This window comes from Erwinia sp. 2186, assembly GCF_057812255.1.
In genome coordinates this window covers 4,520,628-4,537,050 of record NZ_CM173824.1, presented here as the reverse complement: position 1 = coordinate 4,537,050, position 16,423 = coordinate 4,520,628, and the positions used below count along the sequence as shown (strand labels likewise).

17 protein-coding genes are annotated in these 16,423 nt (G+C 56.0%); 9 read left to right on the top strand and 8 right to left on the bottom strand.

Going from position 1 to position 16,423, the window contains the following annotated elements; all coding sequences use genetic code 11:
- Positions 1–86 precede the first annotated feature (86 nt).
- The 6 genes from dnaB to ACXKZG_RS21115 all read left to right on the top strand — a co-directional run bounded on the left by dnaB (position 87) and on the right by ACXKZG_RS21115 (position 5,078).
- Positions 87–1,502, top strand: a complete 1,416-nt coding sequence (dnaB, locus tag ACXKZG_RS21140; protein ID WP_013200354.1) for a replicative DNA helicase — start codon at positions 87–89, stop codon at positions 1,500–1,502.
- A gap of 120 nt (positions 1,503–1,622) precedes the next feature.
- The gene (locus ACXKZG_RS21135) at positions 1,623–2,087 is read left to right on the top strand and encodes an Lrp/AsnC family transcriptional regulator (protein WP_471720713.1); all 465 of its coding nucleotides are present in this window, start codon (positions 1,623–1,625) and stop codon (positions 2,085–2,087) included.
- Positions 2,088–2,344: 257 nt separating this feature from the next.
- Positions 2,345–2,959: a YitT family protein gene (locus tag ACXKZG_RS21130; protein WP_013200356.1), complete on the top strand. Its 615-nt coding sequence runs from the start codon at positions 2,345–2,347 to the stop codon at positions 2,957–2,959.
- Positions 2,960–3,006: 47 nt separating this feature from the next.
- Complete coding sequence (locus ACXKZG_RS21125; RefSeq protein WP_013200357.1) at positions 3,007–4,200, top strand: amino acid aminotransferase; 1,194 nt, start codon at positions 3,007–3,009, stop codon at positions 4,198–4,200.
- Positions 4,201–4,238: 38 nt separating this feature from the next.
- A complete protein-coding gene (locus ACXKZG_RS21120; protein WP_346595306.1) occupies positions 4,239–4,655 on the top strand; it encodes a secondary thiamine-phosphate synthase enzyme YjbQ in 417 nt (138 codons plus the stop codon).
- A gap of 90 nt (positions 4,656–4,745) precedes the next feature.
- Positions 4,746–5,078, top strand: a complete 333-nt coding sequence (locus ACXKZG_RS21115) for an MmcQ/YjbR family DNA-binding protein (protein ID WP_013200359.1) — start codon at positions 4,746–4,748, stop codon at positions 5,076–5,078.
- Between the two features lie 3 nt (positions 5,079–5,081).
- Here ACXKZG_RS21115 and ACXKZG_RS21110 read toward each other — a convergent pair whose 3' ends face one another.
- From ACXKZG_RS21110 to ACXKZG_RS21085, 6 genes are all read right to left on the bottom strand, one after another.
- Entirely contained in the window at positions 5,082–6,200 is a 1,119-nt protein-coding gene (locus ACXKZG_RS21110; protein ID WP_488875450.1) for a M20 family metallopeptidase, read from the bottom strand.
- Positions 6,201–6,243: 43 nt separating this feature from the next.
- Complete coding sequence (locus ACXKZG_RS21105) at positions 6,244–6,999, bottom strand: glutamine amidotransferase (protein WP_151038507.1); 756 nt, start codon at positions 6,997–6,999, stop codon at positions 6,244–6,246.
- 12 nt (positions 7,000–7,011) lie between these two features.
- Positions 7,012–8,091 (bottom strand): phosphotriesterase family protein, encoded by a 1,080-nt coding sequence (locus ACXKZG_RS21100; protein ID WP_134823237.1) that lies wholly within the window; start codon positions 8,089–8,091, stop codon positions 7,012–7,014.
- 3 nt (positions 8,092–8,094) lie between these two features.
- A complete protein-coding gene (locus ACXKZG_RS21095; protein WP_191907225.1) occupies positions 8,095–9,096 on the bottom strand; it encodes an ABC transporter permease in 1,002 nt (333 codons plus the stop codon).
- 19 nt (positions 9,097–9,115) lie between these two features.
- Positions 9,116–9,862, bottom strand: coding sequence for an ATP-binding cassette domain-containing protein (locus tag ACXKZG_RS21090; protein WP_162096478.1), 747 nt, complete (start codon positions 9,860–9,862; stop codon positions 9,116–9,118).
- A gap of 406 nt (positions 9,863–10,268) precedes the next feature.
- The gene (locus ACXKZG_RS21085; protein ID WP_162096471.1) at positions 10,269–11,282 is read right to left on the bottom strand and encodes a LacI family DNA-binding transcriptional regulator; all 1,014 of its coding nucleotides are present in this window, start codon (positions 11,280–11,282) and stop codon (positions 10,269–10,271) included.
- Between the two features lie 354 nt (positions 11,283–11,636).
- Here ACXKZG_RS21085 and ACXKZG_RS21080 point away from each other — a divergent pair, with 354 nt between their 5' ends.
- Positions 11,637–12,590, top strand: coding sequence for an ABC transporter substrate-binding protein (locus ACXKZG_RS21080; protein WP_013200366.1), 954 nt, complete (start codon positions 11,637–11,639; stop codon positions 12,588–12,590).
- Between the two features lie 36 nt (positions 12,591–12,626).
- Here the strand turns inward: ACXKZG_RS21080 and ACXKZG_RS21075 are convergent, their stop codons facing one another.
- Positions 12,627–13,487 (bottom strand): PfkB family carbohydrate kinase, encoded by an 861-nt coding sequence (locus ACXKZG_RS21075; RefSeq protein WP_488875449.1) that lies wholly within the window; start codon positions 13,485–13,487, stop codon positions 12,627–12,629.
- A gap of 27 nt (positions 13,488–13,514) precedes the next feature.
- Between ACXKZG_RS21075 and ACXKZG_RS21070 the strand changes: the two genes are divergently transcribed.
- Entirely contained in the window at positions 13,515–14,360 is an 846-nt protein-coding gene (locus tag ACXKZG_RS21070) for a BtpA/SgcQ family protein (RefSeq protein WP_488875448.1), read from the top strand.
- The gene (locus tag ACXKZG_RS21065) at positions 14,361–15,011 is read left to right on the top strand and encodes a TenA family protein (protein WP_488875447.1); all 651 of its coding nucleotides are present in this window, start codon (positions 14,361–14,363) and stop codon (positions 15,009–15,011) included.
- A gap of 108 nt (positions 15,012–15,119) precedes the next feature.
- Here the strand turns inward: ACXKZG_RS21065 and ACXKZG_RS21060 are convergent, their stop codons facing one another.
- A complete protein-coding gene (locus ACXKZG_RS21060) occupies positions 15,120–16,175 on the bottom strand; it encodes an NAD(P)-dependent alcohol dehydrogenase (protein WP_013200370.1) in 1,056 nt (351 codons plus the stop codon).
- Positions 16,176–16,423 lie beyond the last annotated feature (248 nt).

Genomic DNA, 16,423 nt, shown 5'->3' with positions numbered 1-16,423 from the left:
TGTTGATTCCGCTGTATTGAGGGAGGACGACAGCATCCCAAACGGGTATACTTGCCCGTCCCCACACTCTTCGGTATTGCATCACTATGGCAGGAAATAAACCCACCAACAAATCCAACGAAAACCGTGAACCGCGCGACCGGCAGATGGAAGGCCTGAAGTTGCCGCCGCATTCTCTGGAAGCGGAACAGTCCGTGTTGGGCGGGTTAATGCTGGATAACGAACGCTGGGATAACGTCTCCGAACGCGTGGTCGCGCTGGACTTCTTCAGCCGCCCGCACCGGATGATCTTCAGCGAAATGCAGCGCCTGCTGGAACTGGGCAAACCCATCGATTTGATCACCCTGTCTGAATCGCTGGAAACCAAAAACGAGCTGAATCTGGTTGGCGGATTCGCCTATCTGGCCGAACTGTCGAAAAACACCCCAAGTGCGGCGAACATTGGCGCCTATGCGGATATCGTGCGCGAACGTGCGGTGGTGCGTGAGATGATCTCGGTGGCGAATGAAATTGCCGATGCGGGTTACGATCCGCAGGGCCGCACCAGCGAAGATCTGCTCGATCTGGCGGAATCCCGCGTGTTCCAGATTGCCGAAAGCCGTGCCAATAAAGATACCGGCCCGAAGAGTGTCGATCAGATCCTTGAGGCGACGATCGCCAGGATCGAATCGCTGTATCAGACGCCGCACGATGGTGTGACCGGCGTGGATACCGGCTATCAGGATCTGAACAAGAAGACCGCCGGTCTGCAGCGTTCGGATCTGATTATCGTCGCGGCGCGTCCGGCGATGGGTAAAACCACCTTCGCCATGAACCTGTGTGAAAACGCCGCGATGCTGCAGGACAAACCGGTGCTGATTTTCAGTCTGGAGATGCCCGGCGAACAGATCATGATGCGTATGCTGGCGTCACTTTCCCGCGTCGATCAGACCCGTATCCGTACCGGCCAGCTCGATGATGAGGATTGGGCGCGTATCTCCAGCACCATGGGCATTCTGCTGGAGAAAAAGAACATGTTTATCGATGACTCCTCGGGCCTGACGCCGACGGAAGTCCGCTCCCGTGCCCGCCGCATCTTCCGCGAACACGGCGGCCTGAGCATGATCATGATCGATTACCTTCAGCTGATGCGCGTGCCGTCGCTTTCTGACAACCGTACGTTAGAAATTGCCGAAATCTCCCGTTCCCTTAAGGCGCTGGCGAAAGAGCTTCAGGTGCCGGTGGTGGCGCTGTCGCAGCTTAACCGCTCGCTGGAGCAGCGTGCCGATAAGCGCCCGGTCAACTCCGACCTGCGTGAATCAGGCTCCATCGAGCAGGATGCCGACTTAATCATGTTTATCTACCGTGATGAGGTCTACCACGAAAACAGCGATCAGAAAGGCATTGCGGAAATCATTCTGGGTAAACAGCGTAACGGCCCGATCGGCACGGTGCGCCTGACCTTCAACGGTCAGTGGTCGCGTTTTGATAACTACGCTGGCCCGCAATACGACGACGAATAACCCGTCATGCACGAAATGTGCATCGCCTGGCCTATCCATCAGAAAATAGTGTTGGACAACCAGGCGAAGAATGCGGTTATCTGTCTGGGTAGCGTCCCTGATTAGCCGCCCGGATCGATAATGACCCAGATAGATGATTTCGACCTTAAGATACTGACTTTACTTGAAACTAATGGTCGTCTGACCAATCAGGAACTGAGCGATCTGGTGGGGCTTTCTGCCTCACAGTGCTCACGCCGCCGTATCAACCTTGAGCAGGCGGGCTTGATTCTGGGATACCACGCGCGGCTGTCGCCGGATGCCGTCGGTTTAGGCATGATTGGGCTGATTGAAGTGCGCCTGATTAACCATACTTCAGATTACGTTGACAGCTTCCACAGCATGGTTGCCGAGCAGTCAGCGATTGTTGATGCCTATAAAACCACTGGCGATGCCGACTATTTACTGAAGGTGGCGGTGAAGGATTTGGCCGGGCTCAGTGCCTTAATCAGCCAGCTGGTTGCCGGTCACCAAAGCGTATCTCATGTCAAAACGTCCGTGGTGTTAACCCGTCTGAAAGAGAACGGCGTGATGATCCCCGCCTGAGGGCTGAGCGCACCAAAACAGTGCGCGGGTGGATCGTGTTAGTGCATGAAACGCGGTGTTGATGCGTGAAGCGTGTAGGAAAAAGAATTCGAGTGCGTGATCTGACGGAGTAGCCCGTCTTTCATGCACGAAAATAAGTAGTAAAGCGCCTTGTATTCAATGGGATAATTCGCTGGCACCATCCGGCAGTCGTCTTTACTGCCGGATTGGTGCGATTTTTGCTATACCCAGAGACTATTTCTCTGAGAATCAGCACCATGGATAATGTCGTTTCCCCCACAAAAGTCCCCCACACCCTGGTTGAAGATGCGCTGGCGATCCTGTTTGGTACGCTGCTGGTCTCCTTTGGCATTACGCTGCTGAAAACGGCTGGTGCGTTAACCGGCAGCACTGCGGGCATCGCCTTCCTGATCAGTTACCTGACGCACACCTCTTTCGGCGTGGCCTTCTTTGTGATCAATCTGCCGTTCTACTGGCTGGCGGCAAGCCGCATGGGCTGGGCATTCACCCTGAAAACCTTCTGCGCGGTCGGGCTGGTTTCGCTGTTCACCCATTTACATCCGCTTTTCATCCACTTTTCCGCGTTGGATCCCTTTTACGCCACACTGTTCGGTAACGTGATAATGGGAATTGGGTTTATAGTGTTGTTTCGCCATAAAGCCAGCCTCGGCGGCATCAATATTCTGGCGTTATGGCTGCAGGATCGGTACGGTATTCGTGCCGGGAAGCTGCAAATGGGCGTCGATACCTGCGTGGTACTGGCGTCGTTATTTGTGGTTTCCATGCCGATGCTGGCCGCTTCAATCGTTGGCGCGCTGATCCTCAATCTGATCATTGCCATGAACCATCGCCCTGGCCGCTATTACGTCTGATAAGTTGTTAACCTACAGCACCACACCAATTAATGGAGATCTGCACCGTGTTTCAAAACGTTGATGCCTACGCTGGCGATCCAATTCTCTCCCTGATGGAGACGTTCAAGCAGGATACCCGACCGCAAAAGGTGAACCTGAGCATCGGCCTGTATTATGACGGCCACGGTGTGATCCCACAGCTGAAAGCCGTGGCGGAGGCGGAAGCGCGTCTGACGGCCCAGGCACAGAATGCCTCGGTGTACCTGCCGATGGATGGCCTGCCACCTTACCGTAGCGCGGTGGCTCCGTTACTGTTTGGGCAGGATCACCCGGCGCTGAAAGCCGGCCGCATCGCCACCATCCAGACGGTGGGCGGCTCTGGCGCGCTGAAAGTCGGTGCAGATTTTCTGAAAACCTACTTCCCTGGCTCGTCTGTGTGCGTCAGCGATCCGACCTGGGATAACCATGTGGCGATCTTCAGCGGTGCCGGATTCGAAGTCAGCACCTATCCGTGGTACGACGAAGCGACCAACGGCGTGAAGTTTGACCAGTTCATGGCCAAGCTGAACACCTTGCCCGCGCAGACCATCGTGTTGCTGCACCCGTGCTGCCACAACCCGACCGGTGCCGACCTGACAAACGCCCAGTGGGACAGCGTGACCGAAGTGCTGAAAACCCGCGATCTGATCCCGTTCCTCGACATCGCCTATCAGGGCTTTGGTGCCGGAATGGAAGAAGATGCCTACGCCATCCGCGTTATTGCCGCCGCAGGCTTGCCGGCGCTGGTCAGCAACTCCTTCTCTAAAATCTTCTCGCTGTACGGTGAGCGCGTTGGCGGCCTGTCAGTGGTCTGTGATGATGCGGAAGAAGCCTCTCGCGTGTTGGGCCAGCTGAAAGCGACCGTACGTCGCAACTACTCCAGCCCACCCAACTTCGGTGCCCAGGTGGTGTCCTGCGTGCTGAACGATGCTGAACTGAAAGCCAGCTGGCTGGCCGAAGTGGAAGAGATGCGCGTGCGTATCTCCTCTATGCGTCAGGCGCTGGTCGACGCGTTGACCCAGGCGATGCCGGGTAAAAGCTTCGACTACCTGCTGAAGCAGCGTGGCATGTTCAGCTACACCGGCCTGAGCGCAGCACAGGTTGATCGCCTGCGCGAAGAGTTCGGCGTCTACCTGATCGCCAGCGGCCGCATGTGTGTCGCCGGGCTGAACAGCCAAAACGTTCACCAGGTGGCCGAAGCCATGGCTGCAGTAATGTAACTGCACGCCCGCACTCATTGAGTTAAAGGAACAAGACAATGTGGTATCAGCAGACGATTACCTTAAGCGCCAAATCTCGTGGATTTCATCTGGTTACCGAAGAGATCGTCGACGAGCTGCGGCGCTTAAGCGACGTGCAGGTTGGGCTGCTTCATCTGCTGCTACAACACACCTCCGCGTCTTTGACCCTGAATGAGAATTGCGACCCAACGGTGCGCAGCGATATGGAACAGCATTTCCTGCGCGCCGTGCCGGAAAACGCGCCTTACAAACACGATTATGAGGGGGCAGATGACATGCCCGCGCATATCAAGTCGTCGCTGTTAGGCACGTCGCTGCTATTGCCCATCAGTCGTGGGCGTTTGCTGCTTGGCACATGGCAGGGGATCTGGCTCGGTGAGCACCGCGTGCAGGGCGGATCGCGGCAGATTGTTGCCACGCTGCAAGGCGAATAAGTCGTCAGATACGCCAGATCGCCTATACTCACCTACCAACGCCGGGCAAAAAACCGACAACATTGCCAGGCTGCAAGGAGAATGTAAAAGATGAACGTATCGGATCTTCTGTCTTACTGTATGGATAAGCCAGGCGCGGAGCAAAGCGTGCACAGCGACTGGAAAGCGACGCAAATTAAAGTGGATGATGTGCTGTTTGCGCTGGTGCATGAGGTGGATGGCCGACCGGCCGTGGCGTTGAAAGCCACACCGGCGCTGGCCGATTTACTGCGTGAAGCGCATACCGACGTCCGTCCCAGCGACCATCTGAATAAGTCGCACTGGAGCACCGTCTTGCTGGACGGCACCTTAAAGGATTCGCAGATCTATTATCTGGTCGATGCCTCGCTGCAAAAAGCGCTGGATACCCGCGGCGCCCATTAATACTCAGCCGTTTTGCCAGTCAACTATCAGCTGGCCATACAGCCTTTCCGCTTCGGCAAGGCGGCTCAGCAGGCAATACTCATCGGTCTGATGTGCCATGGTCGGCTCTCCTGGCCCCAAAATAATGCACGGCGGATTGCCCATTGCCGGCAACAGCAACGATGCATCGGTAAAGTAGGGGACGATTTTCGCCTCAATCGGCTGGTCGTGCAGCGGCTGACAACGCCGATACACGCCGGCAATCCAGCGGTTATCCTCTTCACTCAGCACCGCAGGCAGATCGACCAGCGTGGACACCATCACCTTTTCGCCCAGCGTGGTGGTGAGGTTCTGACGGATGGTGGCGTGCTGCAGATTGGGTGCGGTACGAATATCCACATCAAACTGCGTGCGGTCCGGCACCGAATTAATATTCAGCCCGCCCTGGATGCGGCCAACGTTAATTGTCGGCTTCTTCATCAGTGGATGAGGCGCGCCAGGCGTAAAACTCTGGATCTTGCCTAACGCTTCCGCCGCCAGATAAATGGCGTTGATCCCCAGCTCCGGCATCGCACCGTGCGCCGTTTTGCCCCGCGTTTCGCACCGTAACCACAACGCGCCTTTATGCCCAATCACCGGATAGTTAGCCGTGGGTTCACCGACGATCAATGCGCCCACCGCCGGCAGATCGCCAGCCGAAATCAGCGCTTTCGCCCCGTCACAGCCGGTTTCTTCTCCGCCGGTGAGCAGCAGTACCACGCCTGAACCCTTGCGGATCGTCGCCAGATTGCCCACGCAGGCCACGGCAAAAGCCGCCACGGCCGCTTTCATATCACTGGCGCCACGACCGTACAGACGATCCCCGTCGATCGACGATCCAAAAGGATCGTGCTGCCAGCGTTGATTGCCCAACGGCACGGTATCGAGATGGCCGGTGAAGCCCAGCGGATCGCCAGCGGTTTCGCCGACGATCCGCGCGATCAGGTTCACGCGATCCTCACCGAACCCGCTGAGCGTCACCTCAAAGCCATTGTCCTCCAGCCAGCCGGCAAAAAAGGCCATGCAGGCCGCTTCGTTGCCGGGCGGATTAATGGTATCGAAGCCCAGCAGGCGCTGGGCAAGCTGAAGCGTTCGATCGGTCATGCGCCGGACTCCTCAGGTGGGGACAGCAGGTTAGCCACGGCCATTATGCCTTCTCCGTCAGCCAGTCCAGACAGTTGACCCACAGCTGACGATAGCCCGGCCAGGCGGCAAACTCCGTCGGCAGCCAGTGTGCAGACATATCGCTGGTCCAGACTAACGAGCGGCCTTGTTGATATTGGCGCACCGCGACCAGAGGATGCTCAGTGCCCGCGATGGTCGCCAGCAGCGTGCCTTCCGGATGCATCTCCACTTCGTTGTAGCCCAGCAGCCACGGCCAGTCGCCGGAAATATCGTTGAACACCGCGTGTGACTCTTTGATCTCCGGATAAATGCCTTCCGGCGATTCAATCCGGTCATCCCAGGCCAGGCAGCGAACCGGCAGCACCTTTTCCACCGCGGTGTTGCGGTAGCGCGCGCCACCGTTGATTCCCTGGAAACTGTAATAGCCGCCAATCATCATCAGGCTGCCGCCGGCGGCAACATAATCGTGGATCAACGCCAGACGGTTCGGCGTGCGCTGGCTCTTCAACCAGGTATCGGGATGCAGCAACAGCGTATTGGCACCGATATCGGAAAGGATAATCGCATCCCACTCCTGTAAGCCCGCAAGCGTCAGCGGAAAACTCACCGGCGCTTCATGGGCCGGCATATGCGTGATGGCATAATCGCTGTCCGCCAGCGCGGCAAGAAAATCGGTGGCGCCATTGTGCCAGGTTGCCGTGGCGAACTGGTCGAAGCCCTTAACGTGTGTCGAGGTGCTGGTCCAGGATTCACCGACCAGCAGAATTTTCTTTGGCATTATTCTCTCCCTTTACCCGCCAAATACGCGCTGCGGGTTAGCAATCATTAATGTTTCAAGCTGCTCACCACTGACGCCATGGCGGCGCAGACGGGGAACGAAATGTTTAAGGATGTAGCCGTAACCGTGGCCGCCGTAGCGGGTCAGCATGGTTTTCAGAAAAACATCCTGCGACAGCAGAATTTGCTGAATATAGCCGTCATCGATCAGCTCGCGGATCGCCCGCGCATTCTCTTCATCAGAAGGCGACTGCGCAGACTCATCGGCGTAGTAGTAGCTCATGCCGATCATGTCGTATTCCAGAAACGCCCCGCGCTGCGCCAGTTCACGCTGATAACGTTTGTCAGCAAAACTGGGGTTCATATGGCACAGCACCGTATGACGCAGATCGGCGCCTTCCTGTTCCAGAATATCCAGCACCTTATGGCCGAGTCGTTCCCAACCCGGCAGGTGCACCTCAATCGGCACGCCCGTTGCCGCGCTGGCCCGGCCGGCGGCCCGCAACGACTTCTCTTCATCGGCGGTAAAGCGGCTGGAAACGCCGATTTCGCCAATCAGACCGGCAATCACCTCCGGCTTTTCGTCCGCGCCGCCGACATCGTAAATCAGCTTTTCGGTCAGCTGTTCGACGGAGATAGTCTTCACCCATTCGGGATGCGAAGGCTCCAGATACAGGCCGGTGCCCATCACGATATTCAGCCCGGTCAGTCGGGAAATGCGTTGCAACGCTTTGGGATCGCGGCCGATGCCAATGTTGGTCGGGTCGATCACCGTCTGGCCGCCCAGCGCGCGGTACTTCATCAGCTCCTCGATGGCGACATCGACATCAAACAGCTGGCAGTTATCGCGGCTCATCAACGGGTTAAGCGACAGCTCGCCCAGATTTTCAATTTTGACCGGCATCTCGGCCACATGACGATCGCTACAGCAGCAGGGCGCCACCCACTTGCCGGACGCATCCAGCAGAATGTGTTCGTGCATCAGCGTCACGCCCATCTCACTCAGCGGCATCGGCCCCAATACGGTCATCACATGGCCACTGCTCACCCCAACGGGCAGGGGATCGGCATGGCGAAAAATAGACCCTTTCATCAGCTATCCTTTCGAGGGCGCGCGCGCCGGGTTAAGAATGCGGGTGTTCAGCCAAATCGCCAGCAGGATGATGGTGCCGGTGGCGATCTGGGTATAAAACGGCGAGATATGCGACAGGATCAAACCGTTCTGAATGATGGCAATCGACAGGGCACCCAGCAGCGTGCCGATAATGGTGCCAAAGCCACCAAACAGGCTGGTACTGCCCAGCACCACTGCGGCAATCACCTGCAATTCAAAGCCTTCGCCCTGGTTGGAGGAACCGCTGCCCAGACGTGCGGTGATAATCATCCCGGCCAGTGCCGCCGCCATGCCGCTGATCATATAGACGCGCATCGTTACCGCTTTGGTGTTGATCCCGCTGCGGCGTGCGCCTTCGGTGTTGGCACCAATGGCGGTGACGTAACGGCCAAAGCGCATATGATTCAGCACAATATGACCGACAAGCAGCACCACGATGCCAATCAATGCCGGCATCGGAATGCCTACAACCCACGCGCGGCCCATCAAGGTAAACGGGCTGTCAGCCGGAATTGGAATCGAATAGCCCTGGGTGATCAGCAGCGCCACCCCGCGCACCACCGCCAGCGTGGCGAGGGTGACGATAAAGGCGGGAATGCCTTCGTAAGCAATAAAGAAACCGTTGATCGCCCCAACCAGCGCGCCGAGCATCAGGCCGCCAATCAGCACTACCGGCCAGGGCAGTCCCCAGCTATTCAGGGCAATCGCCGACAGCGCGCCAACCAGCGCCAGCGTGGAGCCGACCGACAGATCGATACCGCCGGTGGTGATCACCAGCGTCATCGCGGTGGCGACAATCAGCAGCGGGGCGCTCTGACGGATGATATTCAGCCAGTTGGTGCTGCTGAGAAAGTTGCTGGTGATAAACGAGAACACCACGCAACAGAAGATGAAAAACAGCGCGATACTGACCACGCCAGAATGGCTGTGCAGCAGGCGACGCGGCAGCGAATGCCGGATCATGCGTGTACCGCTTAAATTGATCATACTCATCCCGTTTACCTCAGTGCGCGGCGGCAGAATGTGCGGTGAATTTCTCGCCGACAATCAGGTTAACGATATCGCTGAGGCTGGTATCAGCCACCTGACGATCCGCCACGTTGGTGCCTTCGTACATCACCATGATGCGGTCACAGACCAGGAACAGATCCTGCAATCGGTGGGTGACCAGAATAACGCTGACGCCACGCGCGCTGACGCGCCGGATCAGTTCGAGTACCGCTTCCACTTCGGCCACCGCCAGCGCGGCGGTCGGTTCGTCCATGATCAGTACCTTTGGCTCAAAGGCGGCCGCGCGGGCAATGGCAATCGCCTGGCGCTGACCGCCGGAGAGATTGCGCACCAGCAGGCGGGTATCCGGAATCGAAATGCCCAATCCTTTCAGCATTTCCCGCGCATCGGCATGCATTTTTGCCTGGTCGAGAAACGGGATGCCCAGCAGATGCTTCAGCGGTTCGCGGCCCATAAACAGATTGCCGGCCACGTCAACGGTGTCGCACAGCGACAGATCCTGATAAACCATTTCGATATGACACCGGCGGGCGTCCGCCGGATTGGTAAAGTGCATCTCTTCACCATCAATGCGGATCGCGCCACTGGTGGGCACCACCGCGCCGGAAAGCACTTTGGTCAGCGTGGATTTCCCCGCGCCGTTATCACCCACCAGGCCCAACACTTCACCCGGCGCCAGCTTGAGGTTCACCCCGCGCAGCGAGCGGATCGCACCGTAGGTCTTGGTGATATTGACCATTTCTACCCGCGCTCTGGCAGGCTGTGGCTGTTGCATCGTTGACTCCCATCGCAGTTCGTTTATGAGGGAAAACCCTCTCGCCAGACATCGATTACCCGGGACGGTGATGGCCGAAAAGGGTTCCGCTGGTCGCGGTCTACTTCTTGTAAACCGGTTTACCTGAACAGCGGAACTGTCTCCAGTGCACATCGGGACAAAACGCTAACTATTTGTTCGCCACTGATGACTAAGCAGCTTCCATGCCAGGCTTGTGAGGAGGGCGGAGAGAGGATTTCTAATTGGCTGTAATCTAATAGGATAATTTTAAATGTATCGGTAAACCGGTTTACCAGATGGCTCATCGCCTGAAAGGGTTGAACAGTTTTTGCGCCAAAGTTGTGCGATTACTGCGCCATTTTGGACCGGGCTAACGTGATTGAATGGAATCGCGTCCAATCCAGGTGACCGGCAGGCGGGTTTCGGCAGGGACATTTTCCTCGCCTTTTAGCAGCCGCAGCATCAGGCTGACCGCGGTTCTGCCCAGTTCCCGTGCGGGTTGGCGAATGGTGGAAATGCGCGGTTGGGTGAAATCGGCGTAGCTGGCGTCATCGAAGCCAACCAGCGATAAATCTTCTGGTGCACGCAGGCCCAGTTCCCGCAAACCATCTAACAAACCGAGCACCAGAAAATCACTGGCGGCAAAGATCGCCGTCGGGCGGATCGCCTTGCTGAACAGCGTGTGCAGCGCCTGCTGACCGAACTCGCGCTGATATTCGCCGTACATCACCCACTCTGGCGGACAGTGTAAACCGGCCTGCGCCAGCGCGGTGCAAAAACCCTGGTAACGTTCGCGCACGCTCATCAGCTCATCGGGCCCGCCGATAAAGGCGATCTGCTGGTGGCCAGCGGCAATCAGCTGCTGGGTGGCGATAAAGCCACCCTGAACGTTGTCGGCAAACACCTTTGGTACCTTGCTGCCGGGGATATCTTCATCCAGCAGGACAATGCGCTGATGGCGCTGGATCTCCCGACATAACAGGCCGTTATCCGGGCGGTTAGTGGTAAACAGCAGGCCATCAACCTGGCAGGTATCCAGCCAGCGAATAAACTGCGTCTCTTTTTCGGGATTGTTCCGGGTGATGCACAGCACCAGGCTGTAACCGTGTTCGAAAGCGGCTTCTTCTGCCGCATCGGCCAGTTCGGCAAAGAAGGGGTTGGTAATATCCGGCAGCACCAGGCCGAGCGTTTCGCTACCGCCTTTACTCAGCCGGCGGGCGAGGCTGTTTCCGCGATAATCCAGCTCGGCAATCGCGGATTCAATGCGCGCAATGGTCTCTTGTGGCAGCACAATACTGTTGTTCAGATAGCGGGAAACCGTCGCTTTCGACAGTCCCGCATGGGATGCCACATCGGAGAGCAAAACGCGTTTTTTAATCATCATGCCGGCCACATCAGAAAAAGAAGGGTATCTGTAACATAGTTAAGCGCCGCTGTTATACCCTTTTCGCTGCAATTCGCGCTGGCAAAAATAGCGCTTGACAAAAAAACGGCCAGAGAGAATTGTAATAGGCAGTTTACCTGCATGACCCGGGAAGAGATTCCCACCCGTTTAAGAGACATTTTATCCCTGCACCGAAATGGACCGGCTGCCTAAATGTTTTTTTCACGGTTTCACCTTAACGCCCCCATTTCTACCGGGTGTTTACGCCATCACGCTACTATTTGCCCTGCCATCCATAATTCCGCCCGGTGTATTTTACGCCGAGGTAGAGATTTACTCCCATTGAGGATCATGATGATGGTTTTTAACACCGGAAAATTGCGAATTGTAGCCCTGGCAACCGTTTTACTGGCTTCTGGCAGTTATATGACCTCGGCGCTGGCAGCAGCACCGACTTATGCATTAGTGCAGATTAATCAGCAGGCGTTGTTTTTCAACCTTATGAATAAAGGTGCGCAAGACGCGGCGAAAGCCAGCGGCAAAGATCTGGTGATCTTTAACGCCACGGATAATCCCGTTGCCCAGAATGATGCCATCGAAAACTATATTCAGCAGGGTGTGAAGGGCATATTAGTCGATGCGATTGATGTGAACGGCATTATGCCGGCAATTAAAGAAGCCGCAGCGGCAAAAATCCCGGTCATCGCCATTGATGCCGTGCTGCCAGACGGTCCTCAGGCCGCGCAGGTGGGCGTGGACAACATCGAAGGCGGCAAAATTCTCGGCCGATACTTCGTTGATTACGTTAAAAAAGACATGGGTGGCAAGGCACGCGTCGGCATCGTCGGTGCGCTGAACTCGGCTATCCAGAATGACCGTCAGAAAGGCTTTGAAGAGACGATTAAAAGCAATAAACAGATTACCGTTGCGGACGTGGTCGATGGCCAGAATATTCAGGACAACGCGATGACCGCGGCGGAAAACCTGATCACCGGTAACCCGGATATCACCGCAATTTATGCCACAGGTGAACCGGCGCTGCTTGGCGCGATCGCGGCGGTAGAAAACCAGGGTCGCCAGAAAGATATCAAAGTCTTTGGCTGGGATCTGACCGCGAAAGCCATCAGCGGCATTGATGGTGGCTACGTCACGGCGGTATTGCAGCAGGATCCGCAGAAGATGGGCGAAGAAGCGTTAAAAGCCCTGAATGAGATTACCGCCGGTAAAACGGTACCGAAGCGTATTTTGGTGCCGGCAACCGTGGTCACCAAAGACAATGTCGGTCCCTATCGCACGCTGTTTAAATAAGGCTGAAGGCCCACATGAAACTGTGGGCCCTGCAGTTTAGTTTTGCAGTAAGGCGGTCAGTTCGCTGATGCTGGGGAACGCGCTGTAGGTTCCGGCACGGCTAACGGTAATGGCAGCGCCCTGACTGGCGTGAGTGAGTGCTAACTTATCAATCTCTGTATGACGCAGCAACGCAGAGGCCAGCATCACTGCCAGAAAGGTATCGCCAGCTCCGGTACTGTCGACAGCAGTCACGGGAATTGCGGGACAAAACGCTTCGTTATCAAGGGTTTTGAGCAACGCGCCCTGTGAACCGTGAGTGACCACTAACGTTTTGACCCCTTCTGGCTTCAGCAGCGCCGCTTCATGCTGATTGAGGACGGCAATATCGACCAGAGACCAGAGCTCAGCGAAGGCGGCTTTGACCGGTGAAGGGTTAAACACGGTGATCATGCCACGGGCTTTGGCGAACGCGAACAGGCCACGGGTTTTCTCAATGGAGAAATTACCCTGTTGCAGCAAAACGTCACCGGGCTGGGCGGCAGAAAGCGCCTGCGTAATCCCGGTGAGCGATAATGAATCCGCCGCGGTGGTGGTGGTGATAATGGCATTATCACCGTCGGCGCTATTGAAAATAATTGAGGTATCACTGTGACAAGGGAATAACGTGTCAGGCAACAGTTGCAGGGGTTCAGCGAGCATCTGCTCTTTGATCCACTTGCCATTATTGTCATTTCCGATCGCGGCAACTAACGTTGTTTCTATGCCGCAGCGGGAAAGTAATATTGCCTGATTGGCGCCCTTGCCACCGATATCTTGTGACGTTTTATTGCCATGAATGGATGAGCCTTTTGTGGGAATATCGGGAATTGACCAGATTTCATCGACGGCTATATTCCCGGTGACATAAACACGCATAGTGTTTCCTTGAACAGGATGAAGAAGATGGTTTCTATATCAGCAGGAAAAACAGACGCAATACAAGCTATTTTTTCACGTAAGAAAGTGGTCATTGGTGTTATTCATTGTGACCCTTTCCCCGGCACGCCGAAATACAGAGGGAAAACAATCGGTGATATTATTGAACGTGCGTTACGCGATGCGGATAATTATGTTTCCGGCGGCGTTCATGGTCTGATAATTGAAAATCACGGCGATATTCCTTTTTCCAAACCGGAAGATATCGGCCCGGAAACCGCGGCGCTGATGGCAGTGATCACCGAAAAGGTGCGCACCCGTTTTAACGTGCCGTTAGGCATCAACGTGCTGGCAAATGCGGCGATCCCTGCGCTGGCTACCGCGCTTGCCGGCGGCGCCGACTTTATCCGCGTCAATCAATGGGCCAACGCCTACATCGCCAACGAGGGCTTTATTGAAGGTGCGGCGGCCAAAGCGCTGCGCTATCGCAGCCAGCTGCGCGCCGAACACATTAAGGTCTTTGCCGACAGCCACGTGAAGCATGGCAGCCATGCCATCGTCGCCGACCGCTCAATTCAGGAACTGACCCGTGACGTCGACTTCTTTGAAGCCGATGCGGTGATCGCCACCGGTCAGCGCACCGGCGACAGCGCCACGCTGAGCGAAATTGATGAGATCCGCAGTGCCACCGAATTGCCGCTGCTGGTGGGATCGGGCGTTACGCCGGATAACGTTGGGCAGATCCTGTCGCGTACCCAGGGCGTGATCGTCGCCAGCGCGCTCAAGGTGGATGGCGTCTGGTGGAATGAGGTCGAGCTGGCGCGGGTGAAGCATTTTATGGCTGCGGCGGCATCCGTGTTGGAGGGCGAATAGATGGAAACCTTCAGCGATCGTTTGCTGCGGGAGCATCAGGGAGCCTGGCATGAGATGCAGCAGCATCGCTTTGTCTGCGAGATTGAGCAGGACGTTTTGTCTGCCGACGTTTTCAATCGCTACCTGGTGTTTGAAGGTAACTTTGTCGCCACCGCCATCGCCATCTTCGCGCTGGGCGTCAGTAAAGCGCCCGATATTCGTCAGCAGCGCTGGTTGATCGGCGTGCTGAATGCGCTGGTCGATACGCAGATCGCCTGGTTTGACACGGTGCTGGCCAAACGGCAGGTCAATCCGGCCTATTATCCGGACGATCTGCCTGGCGTCAGACGATTTCGCGACGGCATGCTGAACGTGGCCCAGCGCGGCAGCTATGAAGAGATCATCACCTTGATGTTCGGCGCAGAGTGGATGTACTACCACTGGTGCAAGCGCGTCAGCCTGAAAACGCAATCCGATGAAGATGTGCGACGGTGGATTGAGCTGCACGCGGAAGAGGAATTTTTCCAGCAGGCCAGCTGGTTAAAAACGGAGTTGGATCGCTGTGCGACACAACTGAGCGCCGAGCAGAAATTCGCGCTGTCTGACCTGTATGGCAAGGTACTGAAGTGGGAAATTGATTTCCATAGCGCCGCCTATGCGGAAGCAAGCTGACGGGCGAGGGAGTGTCCGGCGGTTCAGACGCAAAAAAGGGCGGAAATCATTCCGCCCTTTCTTTATTATCCGGCCACGACAATCTGAGGCCGGTTGTGCCCATCGGCCTTACTGGTTGCGTAAGGTATCGATGTCGATCACAAAGCGGTATTTCACATCGCTTTTCAGCATACGTTCGTAGGCGTCGTTCACTTCATCCATCTTGATCATTTCGATATCAGAGGTGATGTTGTGCTTACCGCAGAAATCCAGCATCTCCTGCGTTTCTTTGATGCCACCGATCAGAGAACCGGCCACGCTACGACGTTTGAACACCAGGTTAACCACCTGGGGTGCCGGATGGTCATGCTCTGGCACGCCGACCAGGGTCATGGTGCCATCGCGACGCAGCAGGGTGATGAACTGGTTCAGATCGTGCTGAGCGGCAACGGTGTTCAGAATAAAGTCGAAGCTGTTGGTGTGCGCCGCCATCTGCTCAGGATCTTTGGAAATGACCACTTCATCTGCGCCCAGGCGCTTGCCGTCTTCGATTTTAGAGGGCGAAGTGGTGAACAGCACCACGTGTGCGCCCATCGCATGAGCAATTTTCACGCCCATGTGACCCAGGCCGCCGAGACCAACGATACCGACTTTTTTACCCGGACCCACTTTCCAGTGGTGCAGAGGCGAGAAGGTTGTGATGCCTGCACACAGCAGTGGCGCTGCGCCAGCCGGATCCAGGTTTTCAGGAATACGCAGCACGAAGTCTTCGTTAACAATTACCTGAGTGGAGTAGCCGCCGTAGGTGATGTCGCCGGAAATGCGGTCTTCGCCGTTATACGTGCCGGTGAAACCGTTTTCACAGTACTGCTCCAGGTCTTCTTTACAGCTGTCGCACTCGCGACAGGAATCAACCAGACAGCCAACGCCAACTAAATCGCCCACTTTATATTTATGGGTGTGTCCACCAACAGCGGTAACACGGCCGACGATTTCATGGCCAGGGACGACAGGAAAAATGGTGTTTTTCCACTCGTTACGGGCCTGATGCAGATCCGAGTGGCAGACGCCACAGAACATAACTTCAATCTGGACATCGTGTTCACGCAGTTCGCGCGGCTGGAACTCAAACGGAGCCAGCTTTGATTTGGCGTCCTGTGCGGCATAAGCATGCGTAATATTCATGGTGTCTCCAGTCATTGAAAGTGTTTAGAACTTATTGCTTAGAGGATGTTCTGACAGACCGTGCTGGCAGAATCGGTGTAGGGAGTCGAGCCTATTAAGGATAGTTAGCTATTGGCAAAGGGGGTATGCCGGAACCTGTCTAAATCTTGCCTGATCCTGCAGGATTTGCTCTGAAGCGGCAAAAGGAAGGGGAAAAGGACGCTAATTTGTTGCTGAGTGTGGAGTTTATTTCTTCATGTAAATCAAAT

Bases quoted from the DNA above. Each gene is read 5' to 3' on its own strand.
- dnaB (WP_013200354.1), top strand. From the start codon at position 87: ATGGCAGGAAATAAACCCACCAACAAATCCAACGAAAACCGTGAACCG.
- ACXKZG_RS21135 (WP_471720713.1), top strand. From the start codon at position 1,623: ATGACCCAGATAGATGATTTCGACCTTAAGATACTGACTTTACTTGAA.
- ACXKZG_RS21130 (WP_013200356.1), top strand. From the start codon at position 2,345: ATGGATAATGTCGTTTCCCCCACAAAAGTCCCCCACACCCTGGTTGAA.
- ACXKZG_RS21120 (WP_346595306.1), top strand. From the start codon at position 4,239: ATGTGGTATCAGCAGACGATTACCTTAAGCGCCAAATCTCGTGGATTT.
- ACXKZG_RS21115 (WP_013200359.1), top strand. From the start codon at position 4,746: ATGAACGTATCGGATCTTCTGTCTTACTGTATGGATAAGCCAGGCGCG.
- ACXKZG_RS21110 (WP_488875450.1), bottom strand. From the start codon at position 6,200: ATGACCGATCGAACGCTTCAGCTTGCCCAGCGCCTGCTGGGCTTCGAT.
- ACXKZG_RS21105 (WP_151038507.1), bottom strand. From the start codon at position 6,999: ATGCCAAAGAAAATTCTGCTGGTCGGTGAATCCTGGACCAGCACCTCG.
- ACXKZG_RS21100 (WP_134823237.1), bottom strand. From the start codon at position 8,091: ATGAAAGGGTCTATTTTTCGCCATGCCGATCCCCTGCCCGTTGGGGTG.
- ACXKZG_RS21090 (WP_162096478.1), bottom strand. From the start codon at position 9,862: ATGGTCAATATCACCAAGACCTACGGTGCGATCCGCTCGCTGCGCGGG.
- ACXKZG_RS21085 (WP_162096471.1), bottom strand. From the start codon at position 11,282: ATGATGATTAAAAAACGCGTTTTGCTCTCCGATGTGGCATCCCATGCG.
- ACXKZG_RS21080 (WP_013200366.1), top strand. From the start codon at position 11,637: ATGATGGTTTTTAACACCGGAAAATTGCGAATTGTAGCCCTGGCAACC.
- ACXKZG_RS21075 (WP_488875449.1), bottom strand. From the start codon at position 13,487: ATGCGTGTTTATGTCACCGGGAATATAGCCGTCGATGAAATCTGGTCA.
- ACXKZG_RS21070 (WP_488875448.1), top strand. From the start codon at position 13,515: ATGGTTTCTATATCAGCAGGAAAAACAGACGCAATACAAGCTATTTTT.
- ACXKZG_RS21065 (WP_488875447.1), top strand. From the start codon at position 14,361: ATGGAAACCTTCAGCGATCGTTTGCTGCGGGAGCATCAGGGAGCCTGG.
- ACXKZG_RS21060 (WP_013200370.1), bottom strand. From the start codon at position 16,175: ATGAATATTACGCATGCTTATGCCGCACAGGACGCCAAATCAAAGCTG.